12 protein-coding genes and 1 pseudogene are annotated in these 13836 nt (G+C 72.7%); 5 read left to right on the plus strand and 8 right to left on the minus strand.

Features of this window, described 5'->3' with window-relative positions; genetic code table 11:
• Window positions 1–60: 60 nt before the first annotated feature.
• The 4 genes from ACFXGI_RS21440 to ACFXGI_RS21455 form a co-directional block, all read right to left on the minus strand.
• Window positions 61–843: a hypothetical protein gene (locus ACFXGI_RS21440; RefSeq protein ID WP_384708873.1), complete on the minus strand. Its 783-nt coding sequence runs from the start codon at window positions 841–843 to the stop codon at window positions 61–63.
• Window positions 844–943: 100 nt separating this feature from the next.
• A complete protein-coding gene (locus tag ACFXGI_RS21445; RefSeq protein WP_384708876.1) occupies window positions 944–1903 on the minus strand; it encodes a hypothetical protein in 960 nt (319 codons plus the stop codon).
• 37 nt (window positions 1904–1940) lie between these two features.
• Entirely contained in the window at window positions 1941–2897 is a 957-nt protein-coding gene (locus ACFXGI_RS21450; protein WP_384708879.1) for a DUF1648 domain-containing protein, read from the minus strand.
• Window positions 2894–3241: a GntR family transcriptional regulator gene (locus tag ACFXGI_RS21455; RefSeq protein ID WP_384708882.1), complete on the minus strand. Its 348-nt coding sequence runs from the start codon at window positions 3239–3241 to the stop codon at window positions 2894–2896. The genes ACFXGI_RS21450 and ACFXGI_RS21455 overlap by 4 nt, the downstream gene beginning before the upstream one ends.
• A gap of 87 nt (window positions 3242–3328) precedes the next feature.
• On the opposite strand from ACFXGI_RS21455, the gene ACFXGI_RS21460 reads away from it, so the two are divergent.
• Together ACFXGI_RS21460 and ACFXGI_RS21465 are read left to right on the plus strand one after the other, a co-directional pair.
• Entirely contained in the window at window positions 3329–3910 is a 582-nt protein-coding gene (locus tag ACFXGI_RS21460; RefSeq protein ID WP_384708885.1) for a GNAT family N-acetyltransferase, read from the plus strand.
• Window positions 3900–4703, plus strand: a pseudogene (locus ACFXGI_RS21465) (methyltransferase domain-containing protein). The gene ACFXGI_RS21460 and the pseudogene ACFXGI_RS21465 overlap by 11 nt, the downstream one beginning before the upstream one ends.
• Here ACFXGI_RS21465 and ACFXGI_RS21470 read toward each other — a convergent pair.
• Window positions 4696–5250, minus strand: coding sequence for a response regulator (locus ACFXGI_RS21470; protein ID WP_384708888.1), 555 nt, complete (start codon window positions 5248–5250; stop codon window positions 4696–4698). The pseudogene ACFXGI_RS21465 and the gene ACFXGI_RS21470 overlap by 8 nt on opposite strands.
• A 1571-nt stretch (window positions 5251–6821) precedes the next feature.
• Here ACFXGI_RS21470 and ACFXGI_RS21475 point away from each other — a divergent pair.
• The 3 genes from ACFXGI_RS21475 to ACFXGI_RS21485 all read left to right on the plus strand — a co-directional run bounded on the left by ACFXGI_RS21475 (window position 6822) and on the right by ACFXGI_RS21485 (window position 10162).
• Window positions 6822–7922, plus strand: a complete 1101-nt coding sequence (locus ACFXGI_RS21475; protein WP_384708891.1) for a bifunctional DNA primase/polymerase — start codon at window positions 6822–6824, stop codon at window positions 7920–7922.
• The gene (locus ACFXGI_RS21480) at window positions 7919–9601 is read left to right on the plus strand and encodes a phage/plasmid primase, P4 family (RefSeq protein WP_384708894.1); all 1683 of its coding nucleotides are present in this window, start codon (window positions 7919–7921) and stop codon (window positions 9599–9601) included. Before ACFXGI_RS21475 ends, ACFXGI_RS21480 begins: the two co-directional genes overlap by 4 nt.
• A 183-nt stretch (window positions 9602–9784) precedes the next feature.
• Window positions 9785–10162 (plus strand): DUF6009 family protein, encoded by a 378-nt coding sequence (locus ACFXGI_RS21485; RefSeq protein WP_030872546.1) that lies wholly within the window; start codon window positions 9785–9787, stop codon window positions 10160–10162.
• A 152-nt stretch (window positions 10163–10314) separates the two neighbouring features.
• Here ACFXGI_RS21485 and ACFXGI_RS21490 read toward each other — a convergent pair whose 3' ends face one another.
• The 3 genes from ACFXGI_RS21490 to tap are packed head-to-tail and all read right to left on the minus strand — an operon-like array spanning window position 10315 to window position 13806.
• The gene (locus tag ACFXGI_RS21490; RefSeq protein WP_384708897.1) at window positions 10315–11061 is read right to left on the minus strand and encodes a VOC family protein; all 747 of its coding nucleotides are present in this window, start codon (window positions 11059–11061) and stop codon (window positions 10315–10317) included.
• 48 nt (window positions 11062–11109) lie between these two features.
• Window positions 11110–11664, minus strand: a complete 555-nt coding sequence (tpg, locus tag ACFXGI_RS21495) for a telomere-protecting terminal protein Tpg (protein WP_384708900.1) — start codon at window positions 11662–11664, stop codon at window positions 11110–11112.
• Window positions 11665–11670: 6 nt separating this feature from the next.
• Window positions 11671–13806 carry a telomere-associated protein Tap gene (tap, locus tag ACFXGI_RS21500; RefSeq protein ID WP_384708903.1) on the minus strand — a complete coding sequence of 712 codons (2136 nt, stop codon included), beginning with the start codon at window positions 13804–13806 and terminating at the stop codon, window positions 11671–11673.
• Window positions 13807–13836: the final 30 nt, after the last annotated feature.

The following is a 13836-nucleotide window of genomic DNA, read 5'->3' on the forward strand; positions in this document are numbered from 1 at the left end:
CGGTGCGGCGCCGAAGGGCCGAGGCCGTTTGGGTGGCCGCTGGCCCCTGGCCCCTGGCCCCTACGTCATCTGCGGGGCGGGGGACTGTACGGGGACGGTGCAGGCGGCGTGGTCCGTGTGGTCCGTGTGGTGGCGTTCGAGGTGGAGGGCGAGGTCGGCGCGCTCGCGGCGGGCGGTGTCCGCCTCTTCGCGAACCCTGTCCAGGCGCTCCTCCAGGTGGGCGACGCGCTCGCGGTAGCGTTCGAGCTCGGCCCGTACGAACTCGACGTCGGCCACCTGCTGCGCGGTCTCCTTGCGGATCCGCTCCGTCTCCTCGTCGAAGCCCTGCCTGGCCGCGTCCAGTTCGGCGATGGCCTGCTCCGCGGCCTCCTCCGCCAGGGTGGTGCGCTGCTCGGCGGCGAGCGTCCGCTGGGCCGAGGCCTTGGTCACCGTCTCGATGCGCGACTCGGCGGCGGCCGAGTCGGTGATGATGGCGAGCTCTTCGATGTAGACCGGCAGGTCCGTGGCCAGCCGGGACATCAGGGCCAGGAGGTCCTCGCGGGTTCCGGGTTCGTCCGGGAGGGCTTGCGTCGTGTCCGTCGCGGGCCGGGGAGCGGCCGCCTGGGGGGCTGCGGGTGCGGGCGCCGTCGCCGCCTTGGCCGCTTTCTCGGCCTCGGCCGCCTGGCGCTTCTCCTCCTTGCGCTCCTGCCGCTTCGTGCGGAAACGGCGGAAGGCGCCGAGTGCGTTGTGGTCCGGGTGGGCGCAGTAGCGGGGCGCCGGGGCGTCCGGCGTCGGCGCTTCGGCGTGGTTGCCGCAGTCCGGGTAAGCGCACACCGGAAGCGTCTCAACGGCCCCAACGGTCATTTTTCCGTCCTTCATGATCAGGAGATGTGCCGATCACGCTAGACGCGGGCAGGGGCCAACGGGCTTTGCGGAGAGGCCTCGTAAGCAATCGGTAAGACACTCACCAGGGGGTGGACCGGCGGCGGAAGGGGTGGCCGGAGGCGGCCTCCGTGAGCCAGGTGCCGTCGCCCAGGGGGGCGAGTTCGTACGGGCTCCTCCCCACCTCGACGGCGAGCTCGCCTCCGACCGTGCCCGTACGGACGTCGACGAGGTGGTAGCGGTACCACTCCTGCTGTGCGCCCTCGTCCTCGCCGCCCAGCGTGACGACGGCCGTGTCCGGGGTGAGGTAGCCGCCGGCCCATTCCACGAAGTCCGCCTCCGGGTCGTGGCCGAAGGCCTCCACGGGGAGGGTGAAGAGCACGTCGCCGCTGGGGTGGTGGTGGAAGGCGACGTCGTTCTGCCCGTGGTCGACGGTCATGAACTGCTCGCCGCCCGGCGCCATGTCGACGAGGCAGCGGTCGACCCACGGGTACGTGGCGAATTCCGGCTCGGCGCCGATGGCCGGGGCCGCTCCGCGGAAGATGACGGTGCCGTCCTGGCCCTCTCCGACGTCGAGGTACACGCTGCCGTCCGTCGGGTGCACGAGGTGGATTCCGCCGTGCCCCGACGTGTCCAGTTCGTGGCGGGCGACGACGGTGCCGCTGTCCGCGTCGTACGCGACCCACTGGTCCGACTGCCCGCGGCCGGCCATGACGTCCGGGCGGTAGACCCAGACCGTGCGGGCGTCCAGGGAGAGCACACAGCCGGGGCGGTGCCCGTACGGGGTGTCCGAGTGCGGCTCGAACGACGAGGTCCACGCCACCTCGCCGGCGGCGGTGAGGCTGACGATCTCGTTCAGGGTGGTGTACACCGCCCCGCGGAGGTCGGGCCGGACCGCCGAGGACACCACCTCGTCCCCGGCGCGCGGGCGGAACACGGCGGTGGGCGCCAGTTCGCCGAAGCCGGCGCAGGCCAGGTCGTAGGCGTGGATCCGCCCGTCGAGGTGGCGGGTGATGACCTGACGGGTGCGCGGCAGAGGCATGCGGCGAGGATAGGGGGCGGTCGGCGGGGGACTCGGGTCAGGGGCGTTCGGCGGGCTTCGCGGCCAGGGAGTTCAGGAGGGCCGCGGCTCGTTCGGCGTCGTCGACCGTGACCGCGAAGTCCTTGCCCTTGGAGCGGATGACCAGGCACGCGCCGCTGCGGAGCATCACCGTCGTGCCCAGACCGCTGAGGCGGTAGCCCCAGCCGCCGACCTGCGCCGGGGTGCGGGGCTCGGCGCGGGCCCAGTCGATGTCCGCCGCGGCCCAGCGCCGTACCGGCCACCCTAGGGGGCCGAAGGCCACGTCCAGACCGCGCTCGGCGATGCGTACGCGTACCGAGGAGCAGGTCAGTACGGTCATCGAGACCACCGCGAACGGCACGATCAGCAGCCACATCGGCTTCGTGAGGTCGCCGATCCCGGCGATCAGCGCGGCCAGTGCGACCAGCCCGGTGACGGCCGCGAGGAGGGTCAGCCACGGGTTCGTGGTGCGGGAGAGCCATACCCGGCGTTCGCCTGCGGGGATGTCCATCCGGGGGCCCTGCGGGGGCGAGGCGGGGGCGGTGGGCCGGCGGCTCGCGAGTGTGCCCGCGAGGGCGGCCACCGCTGCCGCCACGACCGTGACCACGGCCCCGACGGTGACCGAGTCCGCGTCGTGCCAGTCCGCGTGGTGGAGGTTCGCCCGTACGATCGCGAGCTGCTCCCCCGCCAGCAGCACCCCGCACGAGAGGAGTACCGCCGCACGCCAGCGGCGGGCCGCACGCCAGAACACGGCGGCGGCGACGAGCACGGTCCAGATCGAGGCCGGCAGCAGTATGGCGCCCCAGAGCGGAAGCGAGCCGTCGGGCCGGCCGAAGGCGCCCCAGTGCGTTGCCAGTCGGTCCTCCAAGCCTCTGCGCGCCGCCAGGGGCAGCGCCACGAGCAGGGCGAGGACCCCGGCCGCCCAGGCGGCCGTTCCCCACGCCGCCACGCTCTTCGATCCCCCGCGGTCCTTCACTGCGCCTCCTTGATCATCTCTATGAGTTCGGCCTTGCCGTACCCCAGTCGCGCGCCGTCGGCCACCAGCTCCCGTACGCGCTCCAGCAGCGCCGACCGTCCGTCCGCGCCGCCGGCCACGGTGACCCCGCGACCGCGCCGGAACTCCAGCAGCCCTTCGTCGCGCAGGGCGCGCAGGGCCCGTAGGACGGTGTTGGCGTTGACGCCCAGCGCCTGCGACAACTCCCGCGCGGGCGGCAGCCGGTCGCCCGGACCGCACTCCCCGTCGGCGATGGCGCGCCGGACGGCGCCGGCCACCTGTTCGTGGAGTGGGCGGTTGTCCGCGATGTTCAGCCTCAGCAGCATGATGCCAATGACGCTAGCACCATTCGCTCTATTCGGCAGCCATCAATCCGGTCGACATCCGGATCGTGGTGGCGTTGGGTGGACGGCATGCCGGAACTGCGTACCGCGCGTCTTCTGCTCCGCCGGTGGCGGGAGTCCGACCTCGAGCCGTGGGCGGCGATGATGGCCGATCCCGAAGTCCGCGAGCACCTGGGGGAACTGCTGACGCGAGAGCAGAGCGACGGCGCGGTGGCGCGCATGCGCGCCGAGTTCGACCAGCGGGGTTTCGGGTGGTGGGCGCTCGAAAGCCGGGAGAGCGGCGAGTTCCTCGGCCGCGCCGGCTTGGACGTGGTGGACGAGGGCATGCCGTTCGCGGGGGTGGACGTCGGGTGGCGGCTGGCGCGTTCGGCGTGGGGGCACGGTTACGCCACCGAGGCCGGTCTGGCCTGTCTGGCCTTCGGCTTCGAGACCCTCGGGCTGCCGGAGATCATCGCGACGACCACCCTCGCCAACGTGCGCTCGCAGGCCGTGATGCGCCGGATCGGCATGGCGCGGGACCCGGCCGAGGACTTCGAGGACCCGAGCGTGCCCGAGGGGCCGCTTCGGCGGTGCGTGCTGTACCGGACCTCACGCCCGGCGCCCGGGGCCCGGGGCCCGGGGCCCGGGGGACGATCGCCTCGTGACGCGTGACGATGGTGACGGCTGTCTTCCGGACAACGCGCAGGCCGAGGCCGGTGTTCGCTTCGATGCGCTCGGGGCGCTGTTCGATCCCACGACCTTCCGGCACGTCGAGGGGCTGGGGATCGCTCCCGGGTGGCGGTGCCGGGAGGGGGGCCGGCGGCTCCTCGGTCGTGTCGTGGCCGGCCGACCGGGTCGGGCCCGGCGGGCAGGTCGTCGCGACCGACATCGACACGTCCTGGGCCGCGCCGACCGAGGGCGGGATCGTCGAAGTGCCGCGCCATGACGTGGGGCGGGAGGAGCCGCCGGGGAGCGGTTTCGACCTGGTCCACGCGCGGCTGGTGCTCGTGCACGTGGCCGACAGGGAGCAGGTCCTGCGGGCGATGGCCGGCGCGCCGCGGCCCGGCGGGTCGCCGATCGTGGAGGATGCCGATCCGGCGGCGCAGCCGCTGATCTGCCTGGCCGAGTACGGGCCCGAGCAGGTCTTGGCCAACAGGCTGAGGGCCGGGTTCCGCGCGCTGCCGGCCGCCCGCGGCGCCGATCTCGCGTACGGCGCAAGCTGCCCCGGCTGCTGCGGGGTGCGGGACTGACCGACGTCGCCGCGGACGCGTACTTTCCGGTGACCTCGGCCGCCTGCGATGTGCTGGAGGCGGCGACGGTCAGGCAGGTGCGCGGCCCGCCGGTCGGGGCGGGCCTCGCGACCGGCGAGGAGATCGACCGGCATCTCGCGAGCGTCGAGTCGGGCCGCCTCGACCTCACCACCGCCCCGATGATCTCCGCGTGGGGCGCCGCCCGGTCTAGTTGATCCAACCGCCTTGGCGGGCCGGGCGGGCTGCCGCGTGGCGGTTCTCGGCTCCCGGTTCTGTGGTGCCCGAGGAGAGGCGGTTGCGGACGGTGCCCGGGGCGAGGGCTGCCCGTTCGGCGACCTCTTCGATCGAGGCGCCCTCGCTGATGGCGTCGGCGGCGACGACCGGGTCGATGTAGCGGTTGCCCGTGTGGACGCTGCGGATGACGGTGGCCAGTTCGTGGGCGGAGACCGCCTTGAGGACGAAGCCGTTGACCCCGTGGGTGAGGGCGCGCTTGAGCCGGCCGGGCAGGGCGTGACCGGTCACGATCACGGTTTTGCAGCTCGGGAGGACCTCCGTCAGCCTCTCGACCACCGCCACCCCGTCCTTGCCGGGCATCTGGAGATCGAGCACGGCGACGTCCGGCCTGTGGTGCAGTGCCATCTCGATCGCGTCGGGGCCGGTGGCCGCCTCGGCCACGATCTCCAGGTCCTCCTCCAGGGAGAGCAGTGCGGCGAACGCGCCGCGGATGAGGTAGTCGTCATCGGCCAGCAGGACGCGGATCATCGACGTCTCCCTGTCGGTGGGTGCGCGGTCGGTCGGTGGGTCTGCCCGGCCGAGGGGCCGTGGCGCAGGGTTCCGGAGCGGTAGCCGTCGGCCACCTCGCGGATCTCGTGGTGGAGGCCCCGGGCGGAGGCGCAGGCGTTCTTCCGCGACGACGAGCCGGGTCCGGGCCTCGCGGGCGGCGTTGAGCTGCCACAGGACTGCGAGGAACCGGACGGAGGACCGCATCAGCGTGCCGATGACCGCCCAGGTGGTGGCCGTGAAGGCGAGTACGGCAGGGGCGGCGGCCGGCGCGCGGGCGCCCGCGGCGAGGGACGGGGGCGAGTGCCACCGCCGGGTGTGGGAGTTGCGCGAGGACCAGGGCGATGGTGACGGAGGCCAGGATCAGCCCGCGCGAGTGGTCGATCAGGCCGGGTTCGACGCGGACCGCGTCGAACCCGGCGTCTCCGGGTGGCCCGTAGCACCTCCAGAGACCTGTGACCTCGATCACATGCCGTTCGGTGATGGCGTTCATGCCTCGATCTTTGCGTTCCGTGCACCGGCTTCGCAGTGAGTGGCCTCATGGGTTCGCATGACAGATGTCATGGACCGGCGCGGTGCCCTTCAGGCCGCACATCGGGGCCCCGGGCGTACACGCGATGTGCGGGTGCCGCGCGGCCCGGTCGGCACCGCGCCGCGCGTTCGGCGTACGAGCGGCCCCCCGGCGCCCCCCGGCGCCCTCAACCGCCCGGCGGGCCGGGCTCACCCGCTCCGTCCCTCTCGGCGCCGACTCGGCCGGGTGGGGCGGATCTGCTCCTGGTTCGGCGTGGCCGGGGTGGCCCGTCCGGTGGGTCCCGGAACCTGGGTTGTGCGCGGCGGTGCCCCCTCCCTCGGTACTCCCTCCCCCGACAGGTACTGAACGCCGGTGGGAACGCTTCGGTCCCTGTCCCTTCAGTCACTACCTGAACCTGCAGGTCAGGGGGTTGAGGCCGGTGGTCCAGGGACTGAAGGGACCCAACTTTCCAGTTATGAGCCAGATATGAACTACCAGGCTTCTTATATGCATGCGCGCATACACACACGCACATAAAGAGCGGAAGTAGTGATTCTGAGTCCCTTCAGTCCCTGAGTCCTGAGGCGCAAGGCTTTGACCTGCATGTTTACTGAGGGACTGAAAAGAGAGGGACTGAACGAGGGCCTGAGTGGTTCAGTACCTGTCTCAGGACCCGTCTGCCGGAGCCCGCGGTCGGCATGCAGGTCTGGCGTCGTACTCGAGGGCTGCTGGAGCCGACGGTCGGGGGCGGTGGGCCAGCCGCGACACGCCCGGGGTGGCAGCCGATTCGAAGACAGAACTTTTCCGGACGAACCAGGGTAGAACTTCAGGGACTGAGGGACTGAAGGGACTGAATTCTCGATATAGCGGTGCCTGGCGCCCGAGCCCCCGCGGTCCCTGCGGTAATCTCCGCAATAGTGAATCTTCAGTCCCTCTGGTCCCTGAGGCGCAGGTCAGCCAGCCTGTAGGTCAGGGACCGGGTCAGGGGACACGAACAGCCGTGCCCGACAGCCGCCCCCGACACCGCGTCAAGGAAGAGCCAGTGCTGGTCCATCCCGAGAACCCGCGCCGCGGCGCGACCGGCGGGACGGCGCTGGACGTGGCGGCCTGGCTGGCCTCGCGCGGCTATCCGGTGCACCCCTTGGCCCCCGGCACCAAGACGCCCGCCGCGAACTGCCGGGAGTGCACCGGCCGTCACCACTCCCCCGAGGCGTGCCCCTGCCATGCGCAGGGCCGTTGGTGCCACGGGTTCCACGCGGCCACCACCGACCTGGACACCCTGCGCGAATGGTGGCGCAGGGAGCCCGAGTTCGGCATCGGCGTGGCCTGTGGCGCCGCCGGGCTCGTCGTCATCGACGTCGACGCCCACGCCTGCGGGCTGCCCGACCGGCAGCGGCTGCTGCCCGGCATCCCCATCGACGACCGCGTCGACCTGACCGGACTGCAGAGCGGATTCGACACCTTGGCGCTGCTGGCCGCCCACCGGTCCCGGCCCGACCCCTGCGAGGACGCCTCGACCCTGCGGGTCCGCACGCCGTCCGGGGGGATGCACATCTGGTACCGGGCGCCCAAGGGCGGGCCACGGTTGCGGTGTTCCAGCGGGTCGAGCTCCCGGGTCGCGCTCGCCTGGCAGGTCGACGTACGGGCCGAGGGGGGCTACATCGTGGCTCCGACGACGCGCACGGCCGCCGGGGTCTACGAGGCGCTGCCGGGGGCCCGGGTACCCGCGTCCCTGCCGCTGTGGCTGGCGGCAGAGCTCGTCCGTACGGGACACGCGGACTCCCCCGCGCCCGCCGAGCCCTCCCCCGGCCCTTCTCCCGCCCCCGCAGCCGTACGGGGGCTTCCCCTGCGGGGCGGTCGACAGGAGGCCGGGAGACGGCTGCTGAGGGGCCTTCTGGAGGAGGTCGGCTCCTGTGGGGCGAGCCCGTCCGGAACGGCCTTCAGCGAGAAGCTCAACCGTGCCGCCTTCACCGCGGGCGGGCTCGTCGCGGGCGGCCATCTCGACGCGGCGGAGGGCCGCCTGCTCCTGCTCGAAGCGGCGGACCGGGCGCGGCCCCGCCAGTCCCGCCGCAACGTCCTCATCGTCGAGTCAGGGCTGCGCGCCGGAAGCGATCGGCCGATCCACCCCAAGGAACGCACATGAGCAGCGCCAAGAGCACGGGGTTCAACGCCCAGGCGGCGGCGGAACAGCTCGCCGCGTTCACGGCCGAGGTGACGGTGGATCAGGGCGTGACCGGTGAGCCCGCAGGATCGCGCGCCGGATCGCCGGCGCCCACGGCGTCGGCCGCGTTCGCCGCCGCCGCCGCGGCGCGCGGCAGGCGGCGCCTGCCCGCCCAGCAGAACGCTGCCCCGGTCCCCGCCGGCGGGGGCGGCGCCGACTTCATCCAGACAGGCCTCCTGCACAACCTCAGCGACCGCGGCAACGCCAAGCTGTTCGCCCACCTCCACCACGACCGGTTCCGGCACGTCGAGGGGCTCGGCTGGTACGTCTGGGACGAGTACCGCTGGAAGCGCACCGGCGGCGAGAAGGCCGCGATCTGGGCCGCGGGCGACATGGCGGAGGAGCTGCCGATCCACGACTCGCGCGGCTACTTCACCGACCGCGAGCTGTCCCAGCACCGCAAGCGCGCGATGTCCACCTCGGGCGTCAAGGCCATGCTCACCCAGGCGAAGGCCTCCCCCGAACTGGCCCTGGACCCCGACACCCTGGACGGGGACAAGTACGCCCTGTGCACCCCGGCGGGCGTCGTGGACCTCCGTACGGGCGACCTGCACAAGCCCGACCCCACGCGGGACCTGCACTCGCGCGCCACGCACCTGGCGCCCGAGGCGATGCCGACGCCCCGGTTCCACCGCTTCCTCGACGAGACGTTCGGGGACGACGAGAAGGGGCAGGAGATGATCAACTTCCTTCATCTCCTGCTCGGCTACTCCATCACCGGCGACGTCGGCGGGCAGGTCCTGCCCTTCCTCTACGGCGTCGGCGCGAACGGCAAGTCCGCCCTCCTCGACGTCGTCATCAAGATCCTCGGGGACTACGCGGACGTGGCGCCGCCCGGCTTCCTGATGGAGCGCGGCAAGTTCAACGAGCACTCCACTGAGCTGACCGAGCTGCACGGCCGGCGCCTGTTCGTCTGCAGCGAGCTCAAGCCGCACGACAAGTTCGACGAGGCCCGGGTCAAACTGCTGACCGGTGGCGACCGGCTCAAGGCCCGGCGGATGCGGCAGGACTTCTTCAGCTTCGAGCCCACCCACAAACTCTGGCTGCTCGGCAACCACCGTCCCGAGGTCGGCACCGGCGGACATGCGTTCTGGCGCCGCATCCGGCTCATCCCGTTCGAGAAGGTCGTCCCCGACCACCGCAAGATCGACAATCTGGCGGAGACGCTCGTACAGGAGGAGGGCCCCGGCATCCTGCACTGGATGATCCAGGGGGCCAAGGCCTATCTCGCCGCCAAGCCGGCCCTGACGGGGCCGAGCGTCGTCCGCAGCGCCACGCAGGCGTACGCGACGACCGAGGACCACATCGGGCGGTTCCTCGGCGAGTGCTGCACCACGGGCGGGGCCGACCTGCCCGATCCCCGCGACCTCAAGGTCGAGCAGGGCGCCCTGTACCGGGCGTACAGTGCCTGGTGCCTCGACGGCGAGGGGCTGCGGCCCGCGACCACGCGCGCGTTCGCGACACGCATCCGCGCCGAGGTCGGCGTCGCCTCGCCCAACGAGATGCTCCGCTCGAACGGGCAGAAGTTCTACCCCGGACTGGCTCTCCTGGCCGATGAGGAGCAGACTCCGCGCGAGGCGAACAGGGCAACCACGACGTGATCGGACGATGGGTGATGCCGCCCCGGGGTGGGCACGCCTACGATGGACAAGGACGATGAACAGACCCACCACCCGGCAGCGGCCCGCAGGGCCCTGCTGTATACCGGCATCGGCGCCGCCGTCCGCGGCGTGGAGGGACCAGGGGCTCCACCGGGCCCACGTGATCGAGGAGGGACCCAGGCCATGAGCTCGCTACTGACATCAAGCGATCTCGCCCACGAGGACAAAGTGGTGTGGCTGGAGGACCCCGAAGAGCTCGACTACGTGCGCCAGGCCCTGGACAAAACGCCCCGCCGCCGGGGGAAGCCGCGCTACCACCGGGACGGGCGCATGATCGGCTTCACCGAGCTCGGCGACACCGCCGAGGCGGATCCGGACAGCGGTCTGCAGAAGCGGCGCGTCTTCTACCTGCTGCCGCACGACCGGGATGCCGAGCCGCACGGCCTGTACCGGGAGGGCGCGCCGGGCGAGGCCGTCGACCCGCGGACGATCGGGCCGCGGCAGGTGGGCAGGAAGACCGAGCGCTCCCAGCGCGGTCTGTCGGCGCCCACGGTCGCGTGACACCGGCCGCCTTCCGCGCCTGATTTCGGCTGCTTTGTTCCGTCGCCCGGCTTCCGGATTCCTGGTTTCCGTTTCTTGTTCGTGATTCCGTTTTTCAGTCCCTTGAGTCCCTCCGGTCCCTGTTCGGTCCCTGTCCTGTCCCCCGTTCCGGGTCAGGACAGGGCGAGGACGCAGAGCTCGTGGTCTTCCGGATCCGCCAGGCAGGTCCACGGAACGTCGCCCTGGCCGAGGTCGAGATCGACGGCGCCGAGGGTCCGCAGCCGGGCCGCCTCCGCCGCTTCGTCGTCACCGGGATACCCCAGCAGGTCGAGATGGACGCGGTCCGGCACGGTCTTCACGTCGGGCGTGCGGATGAACTCGAGATACGGGCCGACGCCCCGGGCGGAGCGCAGCACCGCCTGGTCGTCGGACACCTCGTGCAGGGTCCAGTCGATCGCCGCGTCCCAGAACCGGGCCATCGCCCGCGGATCCGCGCAGTCGACCACCACCGCGGCGATCGGTCCGGTGTCCCGGTAGACCTCCCGGGGCTCCAGTACGCAGAACTCGTTGCCCTCGGGGTCGGCGAGGACCGTCCACGGCACTTCGCCCTGGCCCACGTCGGCGGGCGTCGCACCGAGGGACCGAAGGCGCGCGACGAGCTCCGCCCGGTGGGCCGCGGAGGTCGTCGCGAGATCGAGGTGCACACGGTTCTTGGTGTTCGTCCTGGGCTCCGGGACGGTGACCACGTCGATGCCGACGGCGACCGGGTCCGGCCAGACGAAGGGGCCGGCGGGTCCGACGTAGGTGGTCACGCCGGGTGTCCCGGCGGAGGCGGTCCAGCCGAGTGCCGCCGCCCAGAACCGGCCGAGCGCCGAGGCGTCGAGGGCCTTGATGTTCACCTGGACAGGTCGTAGCGGCATGGCGTGTTCGGTCCCTTCAGACCCTGTGGGCGTCGGTCGGGTGCGTCCTCAGAACGCGAAGTCGACGTAGTCGATGTCGGTGAACTCCACCAGCAGGCCGCCGGCGCGGGCTCCGTTGTCCTTGAAGTAGATCTCCTGGAGGCCTTCCGCTGCGATGGCGCGCAGCTGGGCCTCGCCGGCGCCGGCCTCCTGGGCGGCGAAGAGGCGGCCCGCGTACTCCGGGGGCAGGTGCTGGGTGATGCGGCGCATGCGGCCGTCGTCGGTGGTGCCGGGGGCGGCGGTGAAGCCGAAGCGGGCGCGGGTCTCGATGACGAGGCCGGTCGTCCGGGCGGCCTTCGTACGGGCCCGCTTGCGCACCAGGGGCTGCCAGCGGCGGCGTACCTCGGACTCCATGCGGGCGGCGAGGGCGGGCTTGGGCTGCCGGAGCCGGTCCTTGACGTAGCGCTCGACCGTGCGCTGGGAGATGCCGAGCAGGCGGGCCGCCTCGCGGGTGGACTTGAGCTGCTTGACGAGGAACCGCATCTGGGCACCCGCCGACTTGGGGACGGGGCGGGTGAAGTGCTGCTCGTCGGCTCGGGTGAGGCTGTCGTCGATCTCGGGCATGTCCGGCTACTCTCCGTCGGCCGCGGCGTCGTGGCCCTTGATGTGGCGTGCGGGGTTGAGTCCCTGGTCGAGCATCTCGACGGCCCACAGGAGGGACTGGGTGCCCTCGTGCTTGACCATGCCGGGGCTGACGCCGAGGCGGAAGCCGCCGGGGAGCGGCTTGCCCTCGGGGGTGCGGGGGAGGAAGTCGAGGGGGCTCGGGCCGTCGGAGAGGTACACCGCGCAGTCGGAGAGGACGGCGACGGGGTGGAGCCCGGCGGCGGCGAGCTTGTTCATCTTGCGGTGCATGTTGACGCGGGCCGTGGAGATGACGGCGGCGCGGATGTCGGGGCGCCAGGTGGGGCGTTCGAGGGCGGGCCAGGGTTCGCCCGGGCGGTACGCGGCGCCCTGGGGGCGTTCGCGGAGCTTGCCGATGCCGCCCTTGACGGTGGACTTGATGGCCGAGAGGACCGGTTTCAGGACGGGGTCGGGGTGCTCCTGGAGCTCGGCCATCGCCGCGAGGAACGCGGGCTCGGGGAGCGCGGAGGTGACACCGAGGTCCGCCATGGTCGCCACGTACGCGTCACGCAGGCGGGTGTACCAGGCGTCGAGGTACGGGCCGTGGTCCGGGCGGAGCCAGGCCTCGGCGGCGTGGACGGGGTGGCCGAGCTCCTGCGCGTAGGCGAGGGTCGGGGTCGCGTACCAGGCGGGGCCGGTGGGCGGGTGGCCGTTGGGTGTGAAGGGACTGGGGAGGCGCGGGTCCAGTTCGAGGGAGGAGAGGTCCGCGAGCCAGCAGCCGGGGATCTTCGGGTCGAAGCGGGGGCCCTGGGTGTGGACGGCGGGGCCGATGCCGACGGGGAGGCGGTTGGCCGCCGCGGCGAAGGCCATGTTCACGTCGATGCCGACGGCGTGGGTGCGGGTGCATTCGGCGTCGGTGAGCAGCTGGGGGTCGCGGATCCAGTCGTACGCCTCTTCGTCGAGGACCTGGTCCGGGGTGCGCTGGTGGGCGCGGGGGTAAAGGGCGGCGACGACCGGGTGCTCGTCGGGGGCCTCGGGCGGGGCCGGGTCGACGGCTCGGGTGAGGGAGCCGGCGACGGGTGCGGACTCCCAGGTGTTGGTCTCGGGGTTGCGGGCGGCGCGGGTGGGCGGGCGCAGGGCCGTCATGAGTTCGAGGCCGGAGACGGCGGTGGAGCCGCGGGGGGTCAGGACGCGGGAGGCGTACGTGGTGAGCAGCGCGGCCAGTTCCGGAGCGGGGAGCCCGGCGGTGTGCTCGCCCCAGGCGCGGGCGTCGAGGGCGCCCCATGGGAGGACCGCGAGCTGGACGCACTGGCGGCCGGTGGTGGGGGTGGCGGGGCGGTAGATGCGGGGCCAGGGACCGAAGCCGCGGCGGGTGAGCTGCCACTTGGCCTTGGCGAGGAGCTTGAGGGTGGGGTGGTTGTCGGGGAGGCGGAGGGTGCGGCGGTCCTCGAGGGCGGGGGGCAGGCCGAGCGCCTCGGCGGCGGCGGGGGTGAGGACGAGGAGGGGGTCGCCGTCCTTGCCGTTGCGGTGGAGGCGGGGGGAGCGGAGATCGGCGTCGGGGCCGAGGGCCCAGGAGATGAGGGTGGGGAGGTCGGTGCGGGCCTTGGGAGGGAGGGGGAGGAGGAGGCCGTGGGCGGCGTGGGCCTTGTCGGTGCCGTCGAGGACGACGAGGGGACCGTTCCCTTCCAGGGGGGTGGGGCGGGCGGCGCCTGCGGCGCGCGCGGGGGTCGGGGCTCCGGCGGCGTTAACGGCGTTAACGGTCGGCGGGGCTGACGCGGCCGGTGCCGGGGGCTGTGCCGGGGTCGGCTGTTCCGGGGTCGGAGCGTTAACGGCGTTAACGGTCGGGGGTACCGGGGCCGAGGTCGGGGCCGGGGCGTTGACGGTCGGGTCCGGGTGGAGGGTGGAGAGGCCTTCGAGGAGGCGGGCGTAGGCAGCGCGCTTGGGGGCGCGGGGGGCCGTACGGCCGGTCTCCCAGGACGTGACCGTTTCGCGGCGGACGGAGAGGGCCTTGGCGATCTGGTCCTGGCTCAGGCCCGCGGCTTCGCGCAGGCGCTTGCGCTCGTCCGGGTGCGGGAGCGGGTCCTGGGCGGCTTCTTCGAGCAGCGCGTCGACCGCTGCGAAGAGGCTCTCTTGTTCGTCGGGCATCGGTACTTACCTCCGTGTGCAGCCTAGGTG

Origin of the sequence: Streptomyces sp. NPDC059355, from assembly GCF_042752335.1 — a bacterium.
Lineage (GTDB): Bacteria > Actinomycetota > Actinomycetes > Streptomycetales > Streptomycetaceae > Streptomyces.

What these genes read in the sequence shown, in the direction of transcription:
- ACFXGI_RS21480 (WP_384708894.1), top strand. Translation starts at nt 7,919, where the DNA reads ATGAGCAGCGCCAAGAGCACGGGGTTCAACGCCCAGGCGGCGGCGGAA.
- ACFXGI_RS21455 (WP_384708882.1), bottom strand. Translation starts at nt 3,241, where the DNA reads ATGCTGCTGAGGCTGAACATCGCGGACAACCGCCCACTCCACGAACAG.
- tap (WP_384708903.1), bottom strand. Translation starts at nt 13,806, where the DNA reads ATGCCCGACGAACAAGAGAGCCTCTTCGCAGCGGTCGACGCGCTGCTC.
- ACFXGI_RS21485 (WP_030872546.1), top strand. Translation starts at nt 9,785, where the DNA reads ATGAGCTCGCTACTGACATCAAGCGATCTCGCCCACGAGGACAAAGTG.
- ACFXGI_RS21445 (WP_384708876.1), bottom strand. Translation starts at nt 1,903, where the DNA reads ATGCCTCTGCCGCGCACCCGTCAGGTCATCACCCGCCACCTCGACGGG.
- ACFXGI_RS21440 (WP_384708873.1), bottom strand. Translation starts at nt 843, where the DNA reads ATGACCGTTGGGGCCGTTGAGACGCTTCCGGTGTGCGCTTACCCGGAC.
- ACFXGI_RS21470 (WP_384708888.1), bottom strand. Translation starts at nt 5,250, where the DNA reads ATGATCCGCGTCCTGCTGGCCGATGACGACTACCTCATCCGCGGCGCG.
- ACFXGI_RS21460 (WP_384708885.1), top strand. Translation starts at nt 3,329, where the DNA reads ATGCCGGAACTGCGTACCGCGCGTCTTCTGCTCCGCCGGTGGCGGGAG.
- tpg (WP_384708900.1), bottom strand. Translation starts at nt 11,664, where the DNA reads ATGCCCGAGATCGACGACAGCCTCACCCGAGCCGACGAGCAGCACTTC.
- ACFXGI_RS21490 (WP_384708897.1), bottom strand. Translation starts at nt 11,061, where the DNA reads ATGCCGCTACGACCTGTCCAGGTGAACATCAAGGCCCTCGACGCCTCG.